Source organism: Marinicella sediminis (assembly GCF_002000055.1).
GTDB classification, from domain to species: Bacteria; Pseudomonadota; Gammaproteobacteria; order Xanthomonadales; family Marinicellaceae; genus Marinicella; species Marinicella sediminis.
In genome coordinates this window covers 189,277-212,677 of record NZ_MVBD01000005.1, presented here as the reverse complement: position 1 = coordinate 212,677, position 23,401 = coordinate 189,277, and the positions used below count along the sequence as shown (strand labels likewise).

Below are 23,401 nucleotides of genomic sequence, written 5' to 3'. Positions count from 1 at the left end.
ATGAGAGACAAGGCGCCTTTGGCAGACAAAATCATCATCGCCGATGACCACCCGATGTTTCGCAATGCTTTGCGGCAATCACTCGGCCTTGATTTGAACAATTGCGTCATCATCGAAGTGGAGAGTTCAGATTCATTGAAAACCCAACTGCGCAGCCACCATGACGCCGACATGCTGTTGCTGGATCTTAATATGCCTGGGGTGGAAGGTTTTTCCGCCCTGGCTTTCACTCAAAAGAAGTATCCTGATTTGCCCATCATCATGATATCAGCCAATGACAAGCCAGATACCATCATGCATGCCAAACACTTTGGGGCATTGGGCTTTATCAGTAAATCTGCCAGCGTAGATGACATCAGAAAAGCCATCAGAACAGTCCTCGAAGGCAACACTTATTTTCCTTATCAGTTCAATGAAGCATTGTTCATGGAGCACAGTCAGGAATTGGCAGACATCACTGCACAAGTGGCTTCCCTGACGCCGCAGCAACACAAGGTGTTGTGCTTGATCAAGCAAGGGTTATTGAACAAACAGATCGCCTATGATTTGAACATCTCTGAGGCCACCGTTAAAGCCCACGTAACCGCCATCATGAGGAAGTTAAATGTCAACAACCGCACCCAGGCAGTGATGAAAGTGTCCGCCATTGATTTGCCACAGAATTAACCCTTTAAAGTCCTGTCATTAAGTAACAACCGATTCATCAGTTGTCGAAGCTTGATTGGTTTGATCGGTTTCAGTAATAAGTGATAACCGGCATCATGGCTGGCTTTTTTCAATGACTCGCTGTGATTCGCGGTGATGATGACTACCGGACAATTCAAACCATAAGTTTCACACAATGTCCCCACCAGATCAGTGCCCAGCTCTTGATCCAGCTGATAATCCACCAGCAATATTTCAGGCCGGAATCCGTCCAATAACAATTTGTGAGCCTCTGTTCCACTTTTGGCGGTCTCCACTTCCATACCCCACCCCGACAGTAACTGATGCATGCCTTCAAGAATGCTGTCTTCATTATCAATACACATCACCCGTTGAACCATCGTTTGTCTGTTTCGCTGGTCCAGCATGACCGATTCATCATTGTGATCAACAGGGATTTCTTTGGCTCCAGGCAGCAAGATCATAAAAGCTGAACCTTTACCTGGGATGGATCTGACTGTCAGTGACAAGCCCAGCTCATTGATGATGCGGTCCACAATCGACAACCCCAGGCCCAAACCTTTATCAGCCATTTCAGCAGTTTTGTCCAACCTTTTGAATTCATTGAATATTTCAACTTGTTCCGCTTCATCAAGACCCACACCTGTGTCGATCACCCACAGCTGGACTGAATGGCCTGAACGACGACTGGCCACCAATACGCCACCCTGGCTGGTATAACGGATGGCATTACTGGTCAGGTTTTGTAATACCCGATACAGCAACTTCTCATCGGTATGCACCCAATGACCACCGGTCCTCACCCTCAACTTCAACCCTTTCCTTCCCGCCCTGGTTCGGTATTGATTGGTCAGCTGTACCATCAACGGTTGTAATGAAAAATCACTGTTATTGATTGGCACCCCACCGGCATCCAGCTTCGCTATGTCCAACAGTGCGCTGAGCATATTTTCAGCTGAGCGCAATGACTGATCCAGGCTATTGACCGTACTGGCCACATCCGCCGTCATGTCATCGGTTTTTTCTGCCAGAATGGCCGTGAATAAACGGGCTGCATTGAATGGTTGCAGCAAATCATGACTGGCATCGGCAATGAATTTGGTTTTCGACTGATTGGCTTGCTGGGCTTGTCTGGTGGCAGCTGCAAGTTCTGCATTGATGTGTGAAAGTTCTTCGGTGCGTTCCGCCACCCTTTGTTCCAGGTTGGCCCGGCTTTTTTCCAGTTCCAGCTCTGCTTTTCGACGGGTACTGATGTCTTGCATGATGACAAACACCCCGGCCACTTTTTGGTTTTGCACATCCGGAACATAGGTCCCCAACATAAAGTGCTGAACACCGGCAGGATCAGCCAGCTCTAACTCAAATGATTGGGTTTGTCCGGAAAATGCAGCATCAAGATAGGGCTTTCGTTTGGCCAACTCAACCGAATCAAAAATATCAGTCAGTTTCTTACCGGTTAATTCAGCACGGTTCATCCCCAAAAATTGTTCATAAGCTTTGTTGACAAAATGCAATGTCTGATCTGCACTGAGGTAGGCCAACATGGCAGGTGAATGATCGGTATAGAATTGAATATGCTGGCGGCTTTCAATCAGATCTTGCTGCGCTTTTTTGTATTGTGTGACATCATTATAAGTGGTCACATAGCCACCATTGGGCATCGGATGACCTTCAATCTGGAGAACCTTGCCATTATCAAACTGTCGTTCTGACTGATACCGTCGCCTTTGTCGCAAATGAACCATGCGTTTTTCTATCTCAGGGCGAACATATTCAGCCTGAAGTAATCCCCGCTCTGCATTGAACAACAGCACTTCCTCTATGGACATGCCGCGCTTAATGAAGCCTTCTGGATAATTCAACAATTCTATGTATTGCTTGTTCCAGGCCACCAGCTGCAGGTTGTCATCGACCACACTCACCCCCTGGGAGATGTTATCCAGCGTGGCCTCAGTCAGGTTGCGGTTGAACTTGATAGCGGCTTTGGTTTCATCCAGCAGGCCGATGATTTCATCCACTGCCAGTCCTTTGCTTTTCAGCATGGCAGTGATCACTGCACGGGCGGATGATGACCCAATGGAACCGGCCAATAGCTTTTCAGTAAACTGTATCATTGGCGTGGTTACCTGATCAGTGTCCTGCATTGACCCTTCCAGATTCTGTGCAAAATGGGTAAAGGCCGTATTGGCAAAACGGAAACCCACTAATTTTCTCACCACTTGCTTTAAATCAGCCACCGTCATGTGATCACCAGCCAGATCCATTGGCCGGTCATCGTGGTGATTGTCCTGACGTTGTTGCCACCACCCGGAAATCAATGCATAACCAATGTGCACCAGCATATTGCATAAAAACGTCACTGCAAATAACTTAAACAATGGGGGCTGGGAACTGGTCAACTGAGCGAGGCTGGTCATGATACCGGCGTTCATGCTGGGCACACCCGCTATCGGCGCAGGCATCATCACCATCCAGGCCCAGGCCAATACGCCTGCCAGCATTCCGGCAAAAGCGGCTTGCTTATTCGATCGTCGCCAATACATACCAAGCAACATGGCCGGGGCAAACTGCACCATCAATAGAAATGATAAGTTCCCCATGGCCGCCAGTGGCACGCTGTTGTGAACCAACAGGTAAAACACATAAGCGGCCAGACTGATGGCAAAAATACTGATTCGCCTGCTCCACAGTACCACATGTTTAAGGCCGTCTTTGCGGCGCAAATGATAGTTCTTGAGTTTCAGATACAGCGGTAAGACCAGGTCATTACTGACCATGGTGCTCAATGCAATGGTTGAAATGATGACCATCCCTGATGCCGCAGCCATACCGCCAAGAAATACCAGCAAGGTCAGCCAATTGTTGTCAAAGGCCAAAGGCAGTTGCAAAACAAACTGATCAGAATCCACTGATGCCGGTAAGAAGGCATTGCCCGCCATGGCAATGGGAATGACAAACAAGGTGAAGACCAATAAGTAAACAATGAAAATATAACGGGCTTTACCAAGGTCATCAAGGCTTTCATTTTCCACCACGGTGACATGAAATTGCCGGGGCAAACACATAAAAACCAACAACGCCAACATCGACTGGGATAAAAAATTCACCGACAAGTTAGGGCCGTTGGCGATGGCTGTCCATTTCGCTCCTGCCTGAAGCACTTCACCCGGTCCGGCGTAAACCACAAAAAACACAAACAGTCCAACGGCAATGAAAGCCACTATTTTCAGGGCTGACTCAAACGCGATGGCCATCATTAAGCCACGATGGTGCTCAGTCACATCCAGCTTTCGGGTACCAAAAGCGGTGGAGAAAAACGCCAACAAAGCGGTTACCAGTAAAGCACTGATACTTGCCGATTGATCTGTATTGCTGTCAATGCTGATGACTTCAATACTGGCTATGATGGCCTCCAACTGTAGGGTAATGTACGGAATGGCCGCCAGCACCGCAATGACAGTCACCAACACCGCAATGCGTCGTGATTTCCCATATAAACTGGCGATGAAATCCGCAATCGAAGTGATGTTGTTGGCTTTGCTGCGTTTGATGATTTTCACCACCAACGGCCAACCAATGGTAAACAACAACAACGGCCCCAGATAAATGGGTAGAAAATCCCAGCCCTTACTGGCTGCAGTACCCACCGCGCCAAAAAAAGTCCATGACGTACAGTAAACAGCCAGTGAGAGGCCATAAATCCACGTTCTTAACTTTGGCCGGCGGTGCAAATCCAGACCATCGCCCCAGCGGGCAATGAGGTACATCAAACCAATATACACCACCAAAATGGCGTAGACACCATATTCAGAAAGCATGACAAATTATCCTAAATAAAACCGACAAGTGATTGAATCCAATGACTTTGTTAGAAGAGTTTTATCATAGCACAGTGACCATATGCTGTGTAACACAAACGTCTGAGACCAAAGTCTAAGATCATTGGCATGGTGATTTTGATACATTGAAGGCACTTAATTTTTATGAGGGTATCATGTCATCAACGAACAATCATGACGAATACTGGAAAGCCAACCTAAAACTGATGGGCATATTGCTGTCGATCTGGTTCGTGGTTTCCTTTGTGTGCGGCATCCTGCTGGTGGATGTATTGAATCAGATTCAGTTTGCTGGATTTAAGCTCGGATTCTGGATGGCCCAACAAGGTTCACTGTATGTGTTCCTGCTGTTGATTTGGATTTACGTCAAGCGCATGAACACGCTGGACAAGCATTTTGACGTGGAGGAATAAGCCATGGAACTCAAAACATTAACCATCGTTGTTGTGGTGCTTTCATTTGCCCTGTACATTGGCATCGCCATTTGGTCAAAGGCCCGCAGCACAGGTGACTTTTATGTGGCCGGCAAAGGCGTCAACCCGATCGCCAATGGCATGGCCACTGCTGCCGACTGGATGTCAGCGGCTTCATTCATCTCCATGGCAGGCATCATTGCCTTTGCCGGCTATGATGCGTCTGTGTACCTGATGGGTTGGACCGGTGGCTATGTATTGCTTGCCCTGCTATTGGCACCTTATTTACGTAAATTTGGTAAATTCACCGTGCCTCAATTCATCGGCGACCGCTATTACTCCAAAACTGCACGCATCGTTGCGGTGGTGTGTCTGATCATCATTTCGTTCACCTATGTGGCCGGACAGATGCGTGGTGTGGGCATCGTGTTTTCGCGATTTTTGGAAGTTGAAATCCTCACCGGCCTGATCATTGGCATGGGGATCGTGTTCTTTTATGCCGTTTTGGGTGGCATGAAAGGCATCACCTATACCCAGGTGGCTCAATACTGCGTATTGATTTTCGCTTACATGGTACCGGCCATCTTTATCTCGCTGCAAGCCACAGGCAACCCCATACCACAATTGGCCTTTGGCAGTGAAATGACGGGCGAAGGCATGTATCTGCTCAGTAAACTCGACAGTGTGGTGCAATCTTTGGGCTTTACCGAATACACCGAAGGTTCCAAAAGTACCGTTGATGTGTTTTTCATCACCGCAGCACTGATGGTAGGCACGGCTGGTTTGCCTCATGTCATCGTGCGCTTTTTCACGGTACCTAAGGTGGCTGATGCCCGAAAATCTGCATTCTGGGCCTTGTTGTTCATTTCAATTCTTTACACCACAGCACCTGCTGTTGGCGCTCTGGGACGTATGAACCTGATTGAAACCATTCAACCGGGTGAAGTGGGCACTGCCACAGGTAACATTGAGTACAGCCAGAAACCCGCCTGGTTCAATACCTGGGAACAAACCGGACTGTTGACTTTTGAGGATAAAAACGGCGACGGGCGTATACAGTATTACAATGACAAGAATGAAGCCTTCAAAGCCAAGGCCGACAGCTATGGCTGGCAAGGCAATGAACTGAAAGTGGATCGTGACATCATGGTACTGGCTAACCCTGAAATTGCCCAGCTACCAAACTGGGTAATCGCACTGGTGGCAGCCGGTGGCATCGCGGCAGCCCTCTCCACCGCAGCCGGTTTATTACTGGTGATTTCCGCCGCGATCTCCCATGATCTGGTCAAAGGGGTATTTGTGCCACAAATATCTGAGAAAAAAGAATTGATGGTGGGCCGAATGGCTGCTGCCTTTGCGGTGCTGGTTGCCGGATATCTGGGGTACAATCCGCCGGGATTTGTCGCCCAGGTGGTCGCCCTGGCCTTTGGGCTGGCCGCCTCTTCATTGTTCCCTGCCATCTTATTGGGTATCTTCAGTAAAAAGGCCAATAAAACCGGAGCCATTGCTGGGATGATCGTAGGCATTGTCTTCACCCTCAGCTACATCATTTACTTCAAGTTCATGCACCTTGAACTCAACAACGCTGAGCACTGGTGGTTTGGTATTTCACCTGAAGGTATCGGCACCCTGGGTATGATGCTGAACTTCGCAGTGGCCATCATTGTGAGCAAAGTAACCGCTCCACCACCCGCTGAAATCCAGCACCTGGTTGAGTCAATCCGGGTTCCCAAAGCCCTGTCATAGTTCGCTATGACCCCATGAGCCGGTTACCTCAACTGACCGGCTCTCTCCTCAAGCCCCGGTTCGCCGGGGCTTTTTTATTAATACAATTGAAAACAATGAGGACGAATCTTTTTGCTCAGTTTTTTCTCGGCCAGATTGACCAGCGTAAAATATCCATCATAGGCGACCGGATGTTCACCATCACTAAAAACCGACGCATCATCTTCACCGCGCTCCAATTCATAAAGTATTACCAACAACCGAACATCTGGACGGGTCTGTAGTTTTTTTGCAGCCAGCCATACGTGCGTAATGCCCCGGTATTTTTTCAATGAATCACGTAATTGCAATTGTTGATCTTCCGTCAGGGTGACAGGTCCGAACACATCCCGCCTGGAAAGCGTCGACACCTCGGCGTGGAAATCTGCTTCCAGATCACGGTGGTGTTCCATTTTAATCTGCACTTGCCTGGCAAGCTCCGTTTGATCGTGGGTTTCATACCAGGCATATAACAAGGCTCCGGCTGCCTGGGCAAAATCCTCATGTGCCATCAATTGTTCCAGCAGCACAGTTCCTTTGGCCTGTTGACGCTCCAGCAAAGCGGCCCCTAATTGGTATAAAGCATGAGGATTCTGAGGGTTGTTTTGATAAACTTTTTTGAACTGTTGCAGGGCCAGCTTCTTTTCCCTTAAAAACAAATGGATATGCCCCAATTCGAGCAAATCCTCCTCATTGAGGTTTGCTTTGGCTGATAAACTGCTCTGACGCAGCCTGGCCTCTTTGGCCTGTTCGTGCAAAGCCTTTAACTGCGGGCCATGCCAGGCAAACCAGGCTTCAGCAGTTTGTCTGAGCAAGCCGGTATAGCCATCACCAAACCACTGTGCTGCAGCAGACTGAGAACTCAATGACCTGAACCTGGGTTGACCATCAACGGCTGCAATGCGGTCTTTCAGCGCTGGATGGGTGTCTTCATAGCTGGTTTTGATTTTCAGACTTCTGGTGATCACACGTTGGACCTCTTCAGGCCTAAAATGATGCTGTGACAAGGCTTCTTTGAGCCGAACATACACTTCTGGTGTTAAGTTTGGGTTGGCAATGGCCTCACGCTCTACCTGCTTAAAAAAAGAATTGAAAAAATCATCAGCCACCACATGCATGCCAACCAGCCCTTCACTCAGGTCTTGTGCTGAAGTCAGTTTAACTGCAATCTGATCGGCTTCAAACTCATTGGCGCGAGCCAGGGAAAACGAATAGGCATTAAAATATGGTGCATACCAATTAAAAAACACACCAAACACCCACCGGGCCACGCCATTGGTTTGCGAAACCACATACAAAATATTCATCCAGCTGATACGTAATCGGTAGATCCAACCATTGAACCTGGCATGACCACCACTGAGGTGCCCCAACTCATGGCCAATCACTGCTTTGGCCTGATCAACGGACATGAACATCAACAGTTCAATCCCCAGTATCAAACTGTTCTTTTGCCATCCAAACACCCCCAGACGAGGGGTTTGTTGTATGGCGGCATTCAGTTCAGGAGTGATTACAACCTCATGGATGGTTGCGGTTTTTAAGGTCTTTTGCATGTCATCAATGGTGGCAAACAATACAGGTGCTTCACCCCGGGATACGCGAACCCCTTCGGGCGGAGGAATGCGCACCATCAATGAACGAATGATCACATACATCACCACCAACACCACCACAATGAATTTACTTTTGATCAGCAACAACAAAAAGGCCGTGGATTGAATAGACAGGTAAATCAAACCACCCAGTACGCCGAGACAGCAGCAGAGTATCAGCATCAGGTAGCCATAACCCAACCAGGCCAAAGTGCGGAGTTGACGCAGGTAACCTGCAGGATCATGCTGGTGTTTGCGCTGTGCTTGTTCAGCAATGCGTCTGAAATGATTCCTTCTTTCTGTTGCTGTTTGTCTCATCCTTGTCATTTTAACCGTCGAATGATTCGATTTTACCTGATTGGCTGACTGGTTCAAGTAAGGCGTTACAACCATGACTATTGACAGGTCGCAAAGTGAATGAGTTATGATAGATTCTGTGTACAATTTAAAAAGAGGATCACCATGCGACCATCATTCAGAAGTCTCATCATTTCTGCCGCTCTGGTTTTTTCCAGCGGCCTGGTCAGTGCCAAAAGCAATGACACTGATCAACCCCATCCACTGGCAGGAATGCCACTGAGAAACATCGGCCCGGCAATGATATCCGGACGGATTTCAGACTTTGCCTTCCACCCCGAAAAAAAACACCAATTCTATGTGGCCACGTCTTCAGGCAACCTGTGGAAAACCACCAATAACACCATCACCTGGGAGCCAATATTTGATGGTGAAGGGTCTTATTCTTTGGGCGTGATCGAAATCGACCCCAACAACCCCGAAGTCATATGGGTGGGTTCAGGAGAAAACAATTCTCAACGCAGTGTGGCCTATGGCGATGGGGTATACAAAAGCACCGATGGAGGCAAAACCTGGCGTAATATGGGCCTGAAAAACTCCAACCACATCTCTCAGATCTGGATCAATCCAAATGACTCAGATGTGGTCATTGTGGCAGCACAAGGTCCGCTGTGGAGCGACGGTGGTGACCGGGGCCTGTATAAAACCACTGATGGTGGTGAACAATGGGAACGCATTCTGCACATCAACAAACACACTGGGGTCAATGAATTTGTCATAGATCCGGACAATCATGACCACATCGTTGCCAGCAGCTACCAAAGGCGCCGTCACGTTTGGACACTGATCAATGGCGGACCTGGCAGTGGCATTCACCGGTCCACTGACGGCGGAATCAGCTGGACCGAAGTCAAGGCAGGATTACCCAAAGATCACATGGGACGGATTGGTCTGGCCAATGCGCCCTCAGCTCCGAAGACCATCTATGCCATCATCGAAGCCAATGACAAAGAAAAAGGTGTGTACCGGTCACTGGATTTTGGCCAAAACTGGCACAAACAATCAGGATACATGACCAACAGCCCTCAGTATTACAATGAACTGGTGGTAGATCCGCACAACCCGGACCGCATCTATTCACTCAATACCTTCACCAACATTTCCGAAGACGCCGGTAAAACCTGGACCCCACTTTCATTGAAATTCCGACATGTGGATGACCATGCTTTATGGATCGATCCTGACAACACCGATCATTTGTACATTGGTGGTGATGGTGGTGTTTATGAAACTTACGATCGTGGCCAAACCTGGCGACATGTGCGCAACCTTCCACTGGGTCAGTTCTATCGCATTCAGGCTGACAATGACGAACCTTTTTACAACATTTGTGGTGGCACCCAGGACAACAATTCCTTGTGCGCTCCCTCACGCACCGAAGTCATTCATGGCATCACCAATTCAGATTGGCGCATCATTTTAGGTGGTGATGGTTATGAGCCACAATTTGACCCCAACGACCCCAACATCATTTACGCCCAATACCAGTATGGCGGCCTGGCCAGGTATGATAAACGCACCATGGAACGGGTTTACATTGCACCTCACCCAGGCGCTGATGAAGACGCATATAACTGGAACTGGAACACCCCGCTGTTACTCAGTCCGCATCATGCTACCAGGCTCTATTATGGCGCCAAACAATTGTTCAGGTCTGACGACCGGGGTGATTCCTGGGAAATCATCAGTCCCGACCTGACCCAGCAAATTGACCGCAACCAGTTGGATGTAATGGGCCGGGTTTGGGGTGTGGACACCATTGCAAAAAATGTATCGACTTCTCAGTATGGCAGTTTAATTGGCATCACCGAGAGCCCTATCCAGGCAGATTTGTTGATGGTGGGTACCGATGACGGGGTGATCAGCGTCAGCAACAATGGTGGTGACGATTGGACTTCGGTGAAGAAATTCAAAGGAGTACCTGACATGTCTTATGTATCAGATGTGTTGTTTTCTCAACATGATGCCAACGTGGCCTATGCCACTTTTGATAACCACAAAAGAGGCGATTACCAGCCTTATGTGCTGAAATCGACAGATCAGGGGAAATCCTGGAAGTCCATCACTGGCAACCTGCCCGGTCGCGGATCCACCCACACCATTGTAGAAGACCATGTGGACCCCAACCTGTTGTTTGTAGGCACTGAATTTGGCGCGTTCTTCACTCAAAATGGTGGAAATGACTGGCACGAGTTAACCAGCCTGCCAACCATTGCAGTTCGGGACCTGGATATCCAGCAACGTGAAAATGACCTGATCATCGGCACATTTGGCAGAGGGGTTTACATCCTTGATGACTACACCCCTCTGAGGTTTTCTGCGGGGCAAATTACCACCGGGACTGCCAAAGTGTTTCCCATCAAAGACAGCTGGCAATACATTGAAGGCGATCTGTTTGATGACCGGGAAAAAGGCTCTTCCGGCAGTGAGTTTTTTACCGCCCCCAATCCCCCTCTGGGTGTGAACATTGTTTACTACCTGAATAATACCTTCACAACGCTACAGAAAAAACGGCGCACTGCTGAAATCAAAATCGAGAAGGAAGGCGGCGATACCCCATATCCGAGCTGGGATGACTTGCGCAAAGAGGATCGCGAAGAATCCCCTGCCCTGCACTTTTTAATCGAGGACAGTCGTGGCAATGTAGTCAAACGGGTACCCGCCAAAAACGGCAAAGGCCTCAACCAGGTTCAGTGGGACATGCGCTATCCGGCACCAGATCCAGTGACTCTGAAAAAACCCGGTTTTGTACCTTACTGGGTATCGCCTCCGATGGGTCCGATGGCCATACCAGGGCAGTATCAGGCCACCCTGATGGTTCGCGAACAAGGTGAACTTCGGGCTTTGAGTGAAGCCATGCCTTTCACCGTCAAAACCCTCAACAACAGCCCGGAAATCACCTCCAATCCTGAACAGGTATTGGCCTTTAAACAACAGCTGGCTGAATTACAACGCCGCACCAACGGTGCCAACCGGGCCATAGGTGAGATCGATAACCGGATCAAACATTTGAAAGTGGCGGTTACCAACACCACAGCAGCCACTGAAGAACATGCCAGTGAACTTCGGGATTTGATGTCCCGGTTGGCAGACCTGAAAGTGGCATTTCGTGGCGACCGCACCATTTCCTCACGACAGGAAGCAGTGCCGTGGTCCATTTCTCAACGGGTGGGCAGCTTGTATGGTGGCTTACTTGAGTCACAGGCAAACGTCCCCGGCAACTACCAGACTTCCATGGCCATTGCCCAAGAGCAATTGGCCACTGCCAGCAAAACACTGCACATGCTGGAAGCTGACCTGAAGTCATTTGAAGATACCATGGAACAGCTGGGTGCACCCTGGACACCAGGGCGCTTACCGGCAATGGATTAATGCACACAGGTTATGGAATGATTTTCAGCAAGGGCATGTGATTCACATGCCCTTGCTGATGGACCCCCTCCTCAGCTTAACCAGTAATTAAGTTAAGCGACCAGGCCGGTGTCATGCTGTCGAACAGATGATACAACCCTGTTGATCAGCCATGTTTTTACCATTAAGGCCATTGGTCAGAACCATTGGGGATCAAAATCCATACAGGTGGTATCGGTTTGTGCCAGCAAGGTCAACTGGGGCTGGATACCAGGTAATTCATAGCTGTAAAAATAATGACAGGTCTGTAATTTACCCCGGTAAAAGCCCTCATCCGCCGCTCCTGTTTTCTCATTACTCAATGCCTGCTCTGCAACGATGGCTTGTCTTAACCACATCCAGGCAACCACCAGATGTCCAAACACATCGAGGTACAAAGTGGCATTGGCCAGATAAGCCGACACACCTTTTTCCGGTACCTGCTGTTGCATGCTCTGGGTGGTCTTGAACAAAGACTCTATGGCGCTGTTCAATTGCTCAGCATAGGGTTTGAGTTGGTCTGAACCAGCCTGCTGTAGTGTGGCTGACATGGCGGCATATAAAGCTTTGGCAGAAGCACCTTGATGTTGCGTGACTTTTCGGCCCAGCAAATCCAGTCCCTGGATACCTTTGGTGCCTTCGTGAATCGGATTCAATCGGTTATCCCGATACAGCCGTTCAACCGGATACTCACGGGTATATCCATAACCACCATGAACCTGAATGGCCAGATCATTGGCTTGCAGTCCATACTCAGAAGGCCATGATTTGGCGATTGGAGTCAGGATGTCCAGTAAAGCGGTGGCTTGATCAACACCATCTGACACCCCGTCCTGCTGAGCGATGCGTTGTTCATCGACCAGGTAGGCACAATATAAACCCAATGCCAATCCGCCCTCGGCATAGGCTTTTTGTTGCAACAACATGCGTTTCACATCACTGTGCTCAATGATTGGTACCATCGGGCTCATTGGGTCTTTGGCTGTCACCTCTCGCCCCTGATGGCGTTCCTTGGCATAAGCCAGGGCATGCAGATAGCCCGTATATGCCAATGATGTGGCACCCAGACCCACTCCAATTCGGGCCTCATTCATCATGTGAAACATGTAGTTCAGGCCTTTACCAGACTCACCAACCAGGTAACCCCTGGCGCCTGTGTGCTCACCAAAATGCAACACCGTGTTGACCGTGCCACGAAAACCCATTTTATGATTAATACCAGCCAGACTGACGTCATTGCGTTCACCCAGACTGCCATCATCGTTGACCAGGTATTTCGGCACAATAAACAAAGAAATGCCTTTAACACCTGCAGGTCCACCTGGAATTTTAGCCAGCACCAAATGCACGATGTTTTCGCTCATGTCATGCTCACCACCTGATATCCACATTTTGTTACCACTGATCAGGTAACTGCCATCACTTTGTAACTCAGCCTTGGTTTTGATGTCAGCCAGCGAAGAACCCGCCTGTGTTTCAGACAAGCACATGGTGCCAAAATAACGGCCTTCCAGTAAAGGTTTTAAATACAGGCATTGCTGTTGTTCTGAACCATAGGCCGACAACAGGTTCGCTGCACCCGCTGACAACAATGGATAGGCCGAAGTAGACACATTGGCCGCTCCAAAAATAAAAGCCATGGCCTGACAAATGACATAGGGTAACTGCATGCCGCCCTGAGCTTCATCAAAGGCGGCAGCAGGCAGCCCGGCTTCGATGAACGCATCCAGTGCTGCCTTAACCTCAGGTATGATGTGTACCTTTCCATCAACAAATTCAGGCTCATGGACATCCACTTTGGCGGCATGTGGCTGAAATTTTTCTTCGGCCAGCCGCTCTACCACATCAAGCATTTGATCAAACACTTCTCTGGAATGTTCCTGATATCGGGTGGACTGGCAAAGTGCTGAGGTTGATAAAACTTCGTAAAGCTGAAAGGACAGGTCCCTTGGGTTAAAAATATTGGGCATAAGTGAGCATGAGTGACAAAGCAGTTATTGTAAATCAAATGGACTTAAGGATGCGTCAAGCTCCGATTGATTTTATGACCAGACGATCGATTTGTATGCAGAGCAAGAGCTCTCAGCAACACAGCATGCAATCAGCCCGGCCTGCTGGGTGATCGAAAATCGTTTGTAAACCCGAAGTGACATGGATTTTCCGGATGCTGGTGATCTATCAAACTACCAGCCGCCGCCACCACCGCCACCGCCACCACCACCGGAAAAGCCACCGCCTGATGAAAAGCCACCGCCTGAGGATGAAGGAGGGATTGCAGCCGCAGAAACGGTGGTAGACATGCCACTACTGAGCGCACTGAAGCCATTGGATGAACTGTGTAAATTAAAGTTACCACCGGAGTACCAATCGGGACTGTAGTGATGAATTGACTCATCCTGCCCTGACGACTTGAGGTACCGGGCAAATTTATTTGACCATTGGTTTTCAACACCCAGGGCAATGGCATATGGCAGGTATTTTTCGAACAATGCAGGGGTCATATCAGGCGGGTGCATGATGTCGAGACGATGTTGCTCTGCGGTTGATAAATAAAGCTTAAACCCTTCAATCTCATCTTTTAATTCACGACCAAAAGGCGTGGGCGCCTTCAACAAGTAAATAAAAACGGCATTTAAAACAACCAATATACCAGCCAGAAAGATCACATCCATTGGTAAATCCTGACGGGTGGCATTGAAAACCATCATCAGGGCATATCCCCAAAATCCAAGATTCACCACATTAACCTTACTGGGCGAAGCATTGTATATGTTATAAATAGCCACCCCTATGATTCCAGCCACAATGGCTCCGGACATGAACAAGTGTGAGTTTAAAACGTTCATATGCAGCAAATAAAAAAACAAAATACACACACTGATCATGATGCCAAAATAGCCGAGCATGGTGTTGTCTTTGAAACATTTATTCTTGTACTCTTTTTCAAGCTGGCGTTTTAATGCCTGATTGGTTTTGTTGATTTTTTTGTCATATGATTTGTTGATGATCAAACTGCTTTTACCAGACAACAGTTTCCTCATGATCAGTTTTTCACCGGATGACATCTGTGCAGAGTTGGAGCGATGATCCTGTTTTTTTTCGATCAGATAGCCACTGCCTTTCTGAACCAGTTTAACCGCTCCTTTAACTGCCATATTAATCAATGCTGCAGTCATGTTCTTGTGGTCACTTTTTTCTTCAACAACGTATCTCATGGCTGCAGGAGAAAGTTCTTTGGGAGGATAAAACAACGGGATGATGACACCGCTTTCAGGATCACGCCCATGCTCGTGCCAGGCAATGACATAAAAAATCAGTAATGAAATAAACGCCAGAACCATTAACAACCAGAGCATATTGTCAGATAAAAAATCCAGCAACCAGTTCCTGTTGTCAAGGATGTAGCCTTTGGGAATTTCCAGACTGAAGGTCATGCCCTGATATGGTTTCAGTGGCTGTGTGCTGTTGATACTCAGTGCTGAACCATTGACTTCACTGCTGAATGCAGCCCCGCTCTCATCTGAAAATCCGGTCCACACACCGGTTTCAACCATGGCCATTGATACCCCATCTGGTAAATGAACCGTTGCTTGAACCTGGTCAATCGGAAACATCCAGCCATTACCAGTGATGTTCCAGGCAAACCGGTCATGCTGATCCAAAAAAGCAATTTGCCGGTTGGTTTGGTAACTGATCCGATAAACATGTTCACCTTGGGGAATCATTCGGTTCCGGTCACCAATGTATATTCTGACGCCATTGCTGAGCTCATCCAGATGATGCGGCTCAGGGAACCCATTCCGCTGCACCTCAATGACGGTAAAATCCACCGTTGAGCGCGTCAGTAATGCAGTTTGATAAATGGTTGGAAAATCCCGGTAAATCCCCCTTTTTATGTTGTTGTGTTCAACCTGTACTTTGATGGTTTCTGTGACATTGATGGTCCCGTCTCTGGTCACATTAATCAGGCTGTCAAAATGGTTGATGCGCTCATCGGCGACAACCCCAAAAGCACTGAGTAAAAACAGAGCGGTCAGTATCAATCGTGCCATGGTTCAAAAACTGACTTCAGGATTTTGGGCTTCCTGCGGGTTCTCCAGTTCAAAGAATTCCGCTTCGAGAAAATTAAATTTGTCAGCAATCAGGTTCGATGGAAAAGATTGAACCACTGTGTTGTACTCCCTCACGGCACCATTGTAATAACGCCTGGCATACTGAATATCGTCTTCAATTTTTTGCAATTGTTTCTGCAGATCAATGAAATTCTCATTGGAACGTAATTCAGGGTAAGCTTCAACCTGAACCATCAATCCGGACAATGCATGGGTCAGTTTTTGTTCATCTTTTGACTGTTGACCCGGGGTATGAGGCCCCTGAGCGGCATTTCTGAGTTGTATGACTTTTTCCAGGGTTTCCTGTTCGTGCTCAGCGTATTTTTTGACGACATTGACAATATTCGGAATCAGGTCATAACGTCTTTTCAATTGAACATCAATGCCACTCCAGCCATCTTCCACATGATTTCGTTTTTTAACCAAACGGTTGTAAAGGGTCACTGCCCAAAACAATGCGGCTCCGACCAGCAACACCACCAGCATCAAAAAATTGGCTCCTCGCATCGATTCTCTCCTGCTTGTAAAACAACATTATAGCTTGAATCAGCGCCCACATGAAGTGCCACAAGTGATGGTCATCCCACGTACAAAGCCTCCCATTGTCTCAGCGTCCGAACAGAATTCAACAGATGTGCCATGCTGGCTTAAATTCATGAACAATCAGTTGATTGTAGACACCACTGAGCACACAATAATTCCAGAACGACCATATACGACTGATATAATCATTCAGGTGAACCCGTTTCATATTGAATCAGGGGAGAAAAAAAAGATCAATGAATACCAAAAAACCGACCGTGTTCTTCAGCCTGTTGCTGAGCCATCAGATCTGTTCTCAGGAGTTTACTGATGTCACTGACGAAACTGGCCTGACGTTGACCCATTTCACGTCACAGACTGTAACTGCCATTGAAGATGTTGACCACAATACCATTAATCATGTATCCACACTCAACAACCGAACCCACCTGATGTCAACCTGGCTGACCGGTGGTGTGGCAGCGGGTGATGTCAATAATGATGGCTGGCAGGATTTGTTTGTGATTGGGGGTGATACTGGTCAGTCAGCGATGTTCATCAATCAAGGCAACGGAACATTCGCCAACACCACCCAATCCATGGGACTTTCTGTGGTAACCGGCCGCGTAGCCGGGGCTGTTTTTGCTGACTATGATGGCGACGGCGATCTGGATTTGTTCCTGGGTGGTGTCTTGAATGAAGCGCCCAGGCTGCTGCAAAACAACCTGAATAACAGTGGCACCTTTACCGATGTATTCACCCAGGCATTCATCGACTATGACATGGATTTTGCACCCAATACCTTTGGCATGACACTGGCTGACTTCAACAATGACCTGTGTCTGGATGTGTACCTTCCTCATTCATTGACGCCAGGCGGACCGTCTCCACGACTCAGACCACCCAATGGCAGCACTCAACACCTGTGGAAAAGTGATTGTCAAGGAGGCTTCACCGACGTTTCAGTCAGCGCGCAGATCGCTCACCTGTATGACGACCCGGATATCATCTATGCCCGCCGTGATCAATCATTTTCGGCTCAGTTTTCCGATCTGAATGAAGACGGGCACATGGATTTGCTGGTCGCTGGCGACATTAATACCAGCCTGGTGTTGCTCAACAACGGTGACGAAACCTTTGCCAATGTGACCGACCGACTGATCATAACTGATCGTGATGCCATGGGTTCATTCACTGCTGACCTGAACCAGGATGGACACATGGATTGGTTCAGTTCCAATATTGGCGGTGTCAATCTGGGCAACCGGTTGTACCAGGGTCTGGGTGATGGGCGTTTCGTTAATGTATCACAGGCTTCAGGTATTCTAGAGGGCCATTGGGGCTGGGGCGCCTGTGCCGCGGACTTCAATGGTGATCGCTGGCTGGACATATTTCACGTCAATGGTTTTTATTATCCTGGTAACACTGACCCCAATAGCCCGGATGGCCGTTACGACAACACCCCGGCAGTGCTGTTTATGGCTCAAGGAGATGGTACCTTCATTGAACAAGCGGAACTATTGGGTATCGATGATCAACATGAAGGTCGTGGGGTGAGTTGTTTTGATTTCGACAAGGATGGTGATATCGATATTGCCATTGCCAATCACAAAGGCCCCTTCAAACTGTACCGCAATGACCTGCAGACTCAACCGGCCTTCATCAACCTTCGACTGATTTCAGACAGCCCCAATTCACTGGCCATAGGCGCGCGCATCACAGTGACTTCGAGCGGAAACGGAGAAAACCAACGATTGGTTCAGGACATTCAAGCCGGCAACCATTTCAATTCTGCCAGTCCCTCAAATGCACATTTTATGTTGGGAAATTGGTCCGGACCGCTCAACATCCACATCCAATGGCCGGATAATCAGCAAAAATCAATCACTGGCGTTGATCTTAACCAATACCTGGTGATCACAGATGAAGACAGTTACTCTTTCAAAGATGGCTTTGACGCCAGCCAGTAATAATTTCAGACAAAATCCTCAAATAACTCAACATGCACTTCTCCATCCCAGGGGTGCAGCATCATTAACTCCTTGAGTTGTGCGAATTGTTCAGGAAAGCGCACGATCACCTGGTGCGGCTGTGGCACCATGTTTTTATCGACAATCAATCCAAACTCAACCTGTCCATTGTAAGACAGGATACTGATGCCCATACCAATGGTACCATTCTGCGGGACCCAAAACATGGTTTTTTCTACCTTGCAACCAGCTATGTATAAAGGAACTGATGGCCCGGGCACATTGGTTAATACCGCAGTGGCTTTCTTGGAAAACTGATTCAGCAAAACATTCTGAGCGGCCAACGGTGCCAAGCCAATCATGCTCAGCAAGCCCAGAGAAACCAGCGCCTGTTTTGATTTTTTTAATTCATTCATTTCGTGATGCACATATGCCAATCTTTTCAGTGGATTGTGTTCAAAAATTGGCAAATTCAGAAACACCAAGCCAAAATGATTGCCCAGTTCTTTGGCATGCTTCAGTGGTCTTAGGTTGACCGGTACCGTGGCACGGATGACCTTATCATCAGGATCATCACCACGTTCAATCATGTATTCCCGCAATGCACCAGATAAATTTGAAATCAGAACATCATTGACCGTTGTGCCAGTGGCTTTGGCAATCGCCTTCACTTCATCAAGTGGAATTGATTGAGCCCACGCTACTCTTTTTCGGGTACAAAGCTCTGATTTATATACTGTTTCAGGATCATCACTCAGGGTCAGGGCATTGAACAGCTCTTCGGCAATATCTACCGAGTCACCCACACCTTTTTCAATCAGTGACGGGTCCTGAAATATCTTCTTGCCCAATTCTGTGACTTCATTCATCAGTTTCAATGAATGGGCAAATTGCTTTTTAGCCGGATTGATGACTTGTTTCAACAATCCCAACTTTTGATGGTGTTCTTTTTGTGACTCATCGACATCAAAATCGAGACTCTTTTCTCTGCTGGTGCTGGTCATCGACAACAGCACCTGAATCAGGGCAATGCCATCGGCATAACAATGGTGAATGCGTGACACCACCACCGGTCCTTTGTCATAATTTTCAACGATATGAAAAGACCAAAGTGGTTTGTGTTTATCCAAAGGAGTCGAAGCCAGATTGCTGACATAGTCCTGTAATTCGCGGTAATCGGCCCGTCCGGGTAAAGCCACACGACGAACATGCGCAGCCATGTCAAAATATTTATCATCCTGCCAATAAGAGCCACTGGCAGTCTGGTGAGCCAGCTGTTTAAACCGGCGATACTTCAGAAACTTTTTTTCCAGCGCCTCTGTGAATTGGGCCAGGTCAGGCATTTTGTCCAGAAACATCAACCCGGTGATCATCATCAGATTATGGGGTGACTCCATCCGCAACCAGGCTGTATCTACCTTGCGCATGGGTTCTTTGTGGCTGTCGATGTACTGAAACATGAAGGAAATTAATTTTAGTTTTAATTTATGTCGCCTTCATTATAATAGAAAGCATGAATAAAGATAGAGCCCTCTTGAGTTAATGGAAGAATCATTTGATCTGAAAATCCCCAACTTCAATCTGGGTAAAGAGATTGGCAGAGGCGGCATGGCCCGGGTATTTTTGGGTGAGCAGCTGGAACCCAAGAGAAAAGTGGCCATCAAAATCGTTACCCCCCAGGGCAACGACCCCAAAATCCTTGAAGACCTGCAAAAAGAAGGCGACACCGTAGCTCAATTTTCACACCCCAACATCGTAACGGTTTTTTCCTGTGGTGTGATTGAAAAAAACTATTACCTTGCCATGGAAATCCTCAATGGCGGAGATCTCAAAAATAAAATAGATTCAGGGGTAACCGAACTGGAAGCCTTTAACATCATGCTGGATATGGCCAAAGCGCTCGAACATGCCCATAAACGAGGTACCCTGCATCGTGACATCAAACCCGAAAATATTTTGTTCCACGAGGATGGGCAAGCGGTGCTGGTGGATTTTGGGATTGCCAAGGCTCAAAACACCGTCAGTGAATTCACCCGGGTAGGAGCCGTGGTTGGCACCCCACATTACATGAGTCCTGAACGGGCACTGGGCAAAGACATTGATGAACGATCTGACCTGTATGCTCTGGGGGTGGTGTTGTATGAAATGTTGATGGGGAAAAAAGTATTTGATGGCGGAGACACTTTTGCCATCAGTTATGCTCATGTGCATGAACCAATACCTGATCTGCCTGAAGAAAAGAAAAAATACCAGGCTTTGCTGAACAAGTTACTGGCCAAAAATCCAGATGACCGGTTTCAAACTTCCACACAACTGATTGCCCAACTGAAAAAATACCTCAGAAGGCTCAAGCCGGTCACTGACACCACCCATTCATTCGCACCATTGCCGGAATTGGCTGCACTGAAGAAAAAATCCAGTCCCCTGCCATTCATCATCACAGGCGTCGTCGTGGTTGTGGCAGTATTGCTGGGGGTGTGGTTTATGAACCAACAAGCCAACCAGATTGATGTGAACCTGGCAGATTTAACACCGGCTCAAAAAATAGAAATGACCAACAAATTAGCGGCCGCCAATAGTTTTTTCAACATGGAAAATTTTGACGCTGCCGAACAACACTACATGGATATATTGACCAATTATGACTGTCAGGAAGCTGACGCCCGCAGCCGTTTAAAAATCATCAACCCTGAAAAGCTTAATCAAATCATCGCGGCCTGCGAATAACGCACAGGGCATTAAAAAAGCAGCTCCTAAGAGCTGCTTTTTGCCATAAACGTCAATGAATTGTGTCAAATGGTTTCTGGTAAAAAGTAAAACTCACTGCCTTCATGGCCGGCATGTTTCACTGCAGTGTATTCTGGAATTTGCTGGATGCCTGATAATTTTGAACGCAGGCGTACCTGTTGCTCAAGGGCTTTGAATAAGCGGTAACCTTCCATCACACCGTCATTTTCTTTCAACACGTCAAGCAAGGCTGATGCAAATATGGAATGCCCGTCTCCGCCACTGTCCAACACAGGTTGCAGGCCACCTGAAGTCAACACAGTTCGCGCCTTAACCCGCGATGTAAAGAGGATGTCATTTTCCGCCACATCATCAGGGAATGGCCTGATGGCTGAGCCTGACATGGTTCCGGAATAACAGGAATCTGCAATGACCATCACATGTTTGGCTTGCATGCTGGACATGAATTCTGTGATGACCTTATTAGGAATCCATGATTTTTTGTCAGTCATACTGGCATCAGTTGGTATCCAGTAACCATTTTGTCTTTCGTCTATTAAACCATGGCCCGCATAATAAACCACCAGGTTGTCCAGTTTACCCAGTTGTTCCTGATAGTCTGCCAATGCCTGAACAATTTCCAGGTGGCCGGCATTTTCCAGTACCCGTGTCTGATAACCATATTGGTCGCTCAATACCGCCGCAATTTTTCTGGCATCATTGACCGCTGTGCCCAGATCTTCCAGATCAGCATATTGATTGTTACCAATCACCAGTGCATGGTATTCACCCAGGTCTTTTCTGAACCGTTTAGCGAATAAGTCACTGAGGTAACGGGGCTTGATTTGTTCCAGAATCTGCCGCACTACAACAAATTGTTCAACCGATTTGGAACCATCTTTTTTTACGGCTTCAATGCTGACTGGGGTGTCATCATTCTCGATCAAAGGCACATCTACACTGAAGATTCCGGTATCGGTCAAACGATCTGTGATGTTCTGATTGTTCAATGTTAAACCAGCCACTTCTGCTGGTGGGTTAACACTGCCCATGATTGACATCGAATCGGCTTTGTCGTTGGCGATTGGAATACTGCGGATTCCTCGGGTCAACAATATGTCCGGCGTGATCACATTGATGCCAAACTGATCGTCGATCATGGCCAGTTCCTGACCACTTTCTGAAGCTATTTTCCGCACCAGCGTTGAAGCAATTGCTTTGGAAGCTTCATTTTGTTCTCTCAGACTCTCAACTTCTTTTTCCAATTCAGCAATCTGGACTTTAACCGCGTCATTCTTGTCATTGGATCGCAATTCTGCCTGCAAGCGTTGTAACTCAGTGTTGGCAGTCTTGATGTAATCCTGAGTCTTCAGATAATTGTCATTAACCTTGGTCAATTCATTTTTCAGGTCAGAAACCTGTCTTTCCAGTTGTATACGCTGATATTCTTTTTCCCGGCGCTCACGCAACTCTTGCTCAGTGACCAACTCCAGCTTGGCTTCTGCAGGAACACCTGCTGCCTGACGGTAAAGGTTAATGGCTTTGACCGAATCCTGGGGCACTCCAAGGCCTTTTTCATAAAGATTACCGAGGTTCAACTGTGCCTGTGAAAAGCCCTGTTCCGCTGCTTTTTGGTACCATTGAGCGGCCGTCTGATAATCCGGGGTGCCGTTGATGCCACGCTCAAACAGCTCTCCCATATAATTTTGCGCTGTGGCATCACCACCATCTGCCTGTTGCTTCCAGACTTTGGCAACCGTGGCAAAATTTGCTTCATCATAAGCCACGTACTCCCCGCCTCGCAAAGCACATTCTTTGGCCGTCAGTTTAGCTGGTTTTCTGGGTGGTATGTACGTGTAATTCTGGCCCAGCTGCCTGATTTGTGGTGGCAGCAGACAATCAACAATGTACAGTTGGTCAGGTGTGATCTGACCTTCTTTTACCTCCTTGACTTTCTTCGACCGTTTGGCATCTGCGTCTCCCAGAGCCATCGAGAAAACAGCCAGGAAAACCAGAGAATGACTGATCATATTGTGTTTCATATTT

At 47.8% G+C, this 23,401-nt stretch carries 13 protein-coding genes; 6 read left to right on the top strand and 7 right to left on the bottom strand.

Annotated elements, in window-relative coordinates:
• Window positions 1–666 (top strand): response regulator, encoded by a 666-nt coding sequence (locus B0475_RS08870; RefSeq protein ID WP_077411453.1) that lies wholly within the window; start codon window positions 1–3, stop codon window positions 664–666.
• On the opposite strand, the gene B0475_RS08865 is transcribed toward B0475_RS08870, so the two are convergent.
• Window positions 663–4,484: a hybrid sensor histidine kinase/response regulator gene (locus B0475_RS08865; protein ID WP_077411452.1), complete on the bottom strand. Its 3,822-nt coding sequence runs from the start codon at window positions 4,482–4,484 to the stop codon at window positions 663–665. The two genes, B0475_RS08870 and B0475_RS08865, sit on opposite strands and share 4 nt — an antisense overlap.
• A 176-nt stretch (window positions 4,485–4,660) precedes the next feature.
• Between B0475_RS08865 and B0475_RS08860 the strand changes: the two genes are divergently transcribed.
• Both B0475_RS08860 and B0475_RS08855 read left to right on the top strand, forming a co-directional pair.
• Window positions 4,661–4,918 (top strand): DUF4212 domain-containing protein, encoded by a 258-nt coding sequence (locus tag B0475_RS08860; RefSeq protein WP_077411451.1) that lies wholly within the window; start codon window positions 4,661–4,663, stop codon window positions 4,916–4,918.
• A 3-nt stretch (window positions 4,919–4,921) separates the two neighbouring features.
• Window positions 4,922–6,664, top strand: coding sequence for a sodium:solute symporter family protein (locus B0475_RS08855; RefSeq protein WP_077411450.1), 1,743 nt, complete (start codon window positions 4,922–4,924; stop codon window positions 6,662–6,664).
• Window positions 6,665–6,741: 77 nt separating this feature from the next.
• On the opposite strand, the gene B0475_RS08850 is transcribed toward B0475_RS08855, so the two are convergent.
• Window positions 6,742–8,595 (bottom strand): M48 family metallopeptidase, encoded by a 1,854-nt coding sequence (locus B0475_RS08850; RefSeq protein ID WP_157892826.1) that lies wholly within the window; start codon window positions 8,593–8,595, stop codon window positions 6,742–6,744.
• 144 nt (window positions 8,596–8,739) lie between these two features.
• Between B0475_RS08850 and B0475_RS08845 the strand changes: the two genes are divergently transcribed.
• Window positions 8,740–12,006, top strand: coding sequence for a WD40/YVTN/BNR-like repeat-containing protein (locus B0475_RS08845; protein ID WP_077411448.1), 3,267 nt, complete (start codon window positions 8,740–8,742; stop codon window positions 12,004–12,006).
• A 176-nt stretch (window positions 12,007–12,182) separates the two neighbouring features.
• Here the strand turns inward: B0475_RS08845 and B0475_RS08840 are convergent, their stop codons facing one another.
• The 3 genes from B0475_RS08840 to B0475_RS08830 form a co-directional block, all read right to left on the bottom strand.
• Window positions 12,183–13,994, bottom strand: a complete 1,812-nt coding sequence (locus B0475_RS08840; RefSeq protein ID WP_077411447.1) for an acyl-CoA dehydrogenase — start codon at window positions 13,992–13,994, stop codon at window positions 12,183–12,185.
• A 213-nt stretch (window positions 13,995–14,207) separates the two neighbouring features.
• Complete coding sequence (locus B0475_RS08835) at window positions 14,208–16,076, bottom strand: DUF2207 domain-containing protein (RefSeq protein ID WP_077411446.1); 1,869 nt, start codon at window positions 16,074–16,076, stop codon at window positions 14,208–14,210.
• 3 nt (window positions 16,077–16,079) lie between these two features.
• Entirely contained in the window at window positions 16,080–16,643 is a 564-nt protein-coding gene (locus B0475_RS08830) for a LemA family protein (RefSeq protein ID WP_077411445.1), read from the bottom strand.
• A gap of 272 nt (window positions 16,644–16,915) precedes the next feature.
• Here B0475_RS08830 and B0475_RS08825 point away from each other — a divergent pair, with 272 nt between their 5' ends.
• Window positions 16,916–18,628: a CRTAC1 family protein gene (locus B0475_RS08825; protein ID WP_077411444.1), complete on the top strand. Its 1,713-nt coding sequence runs from the start codon at window positions 16,916–16,918 to the stop codon at window positions 18,626–18,628.
• Window positions 18,629–18,633: 5 nt separating this feature from the next.
• Here B0475_RS08825 and B0475_RS08820 read toward each other — a convergent pair whose 3' ends face one another.
• Complete coding sequence (locus tag B0475_RS08820; protein WP_077411443.1) at window positions 18,634–20,088, bottom strand: WS/DGAT/MGAT family O-acyltransferase; 1,455 nt, start codon at window positions 20,086–20,088, stop codon at window positions 18,634–18,636.
• Window positions 20,089–20,170: 82 nt separating this feature from the next.
• Here B0475_RS08820 and B0475_RS08815 point away from each other — a divergent pair, with 82 nt between their 5' ends.
• Window positions 20,171–21,355 (top strand): serine/threonine-protein kinase, encoded by a 1,185-nt coding sequence (locus B0475_RS08815; protein WP_077411442.1) that lies wholly within the window; start codon window positions 20,171–20,173, stop codon window positions 21,353–21,355.
• Between the two features lie 65 nt (window positions 21,356–21,420).
• On the opposite strand, the gene B0475_RS08810 is transcribed toward B0475_RS08815, so the two are convergent.
• Window positions 21,421–23,397 (bottom strand): caspase family protein, encoded by a 1,977-nt coding sequence (locus B0475_RS08810; protein ID WP_077411441.1) that lies wholly within the window; start codon window positions 23,395–23,397, stop codon window positions 21,421–21,423.
• Window positions 23,398–23,401 lie beyond the last annotated feature (4 nt).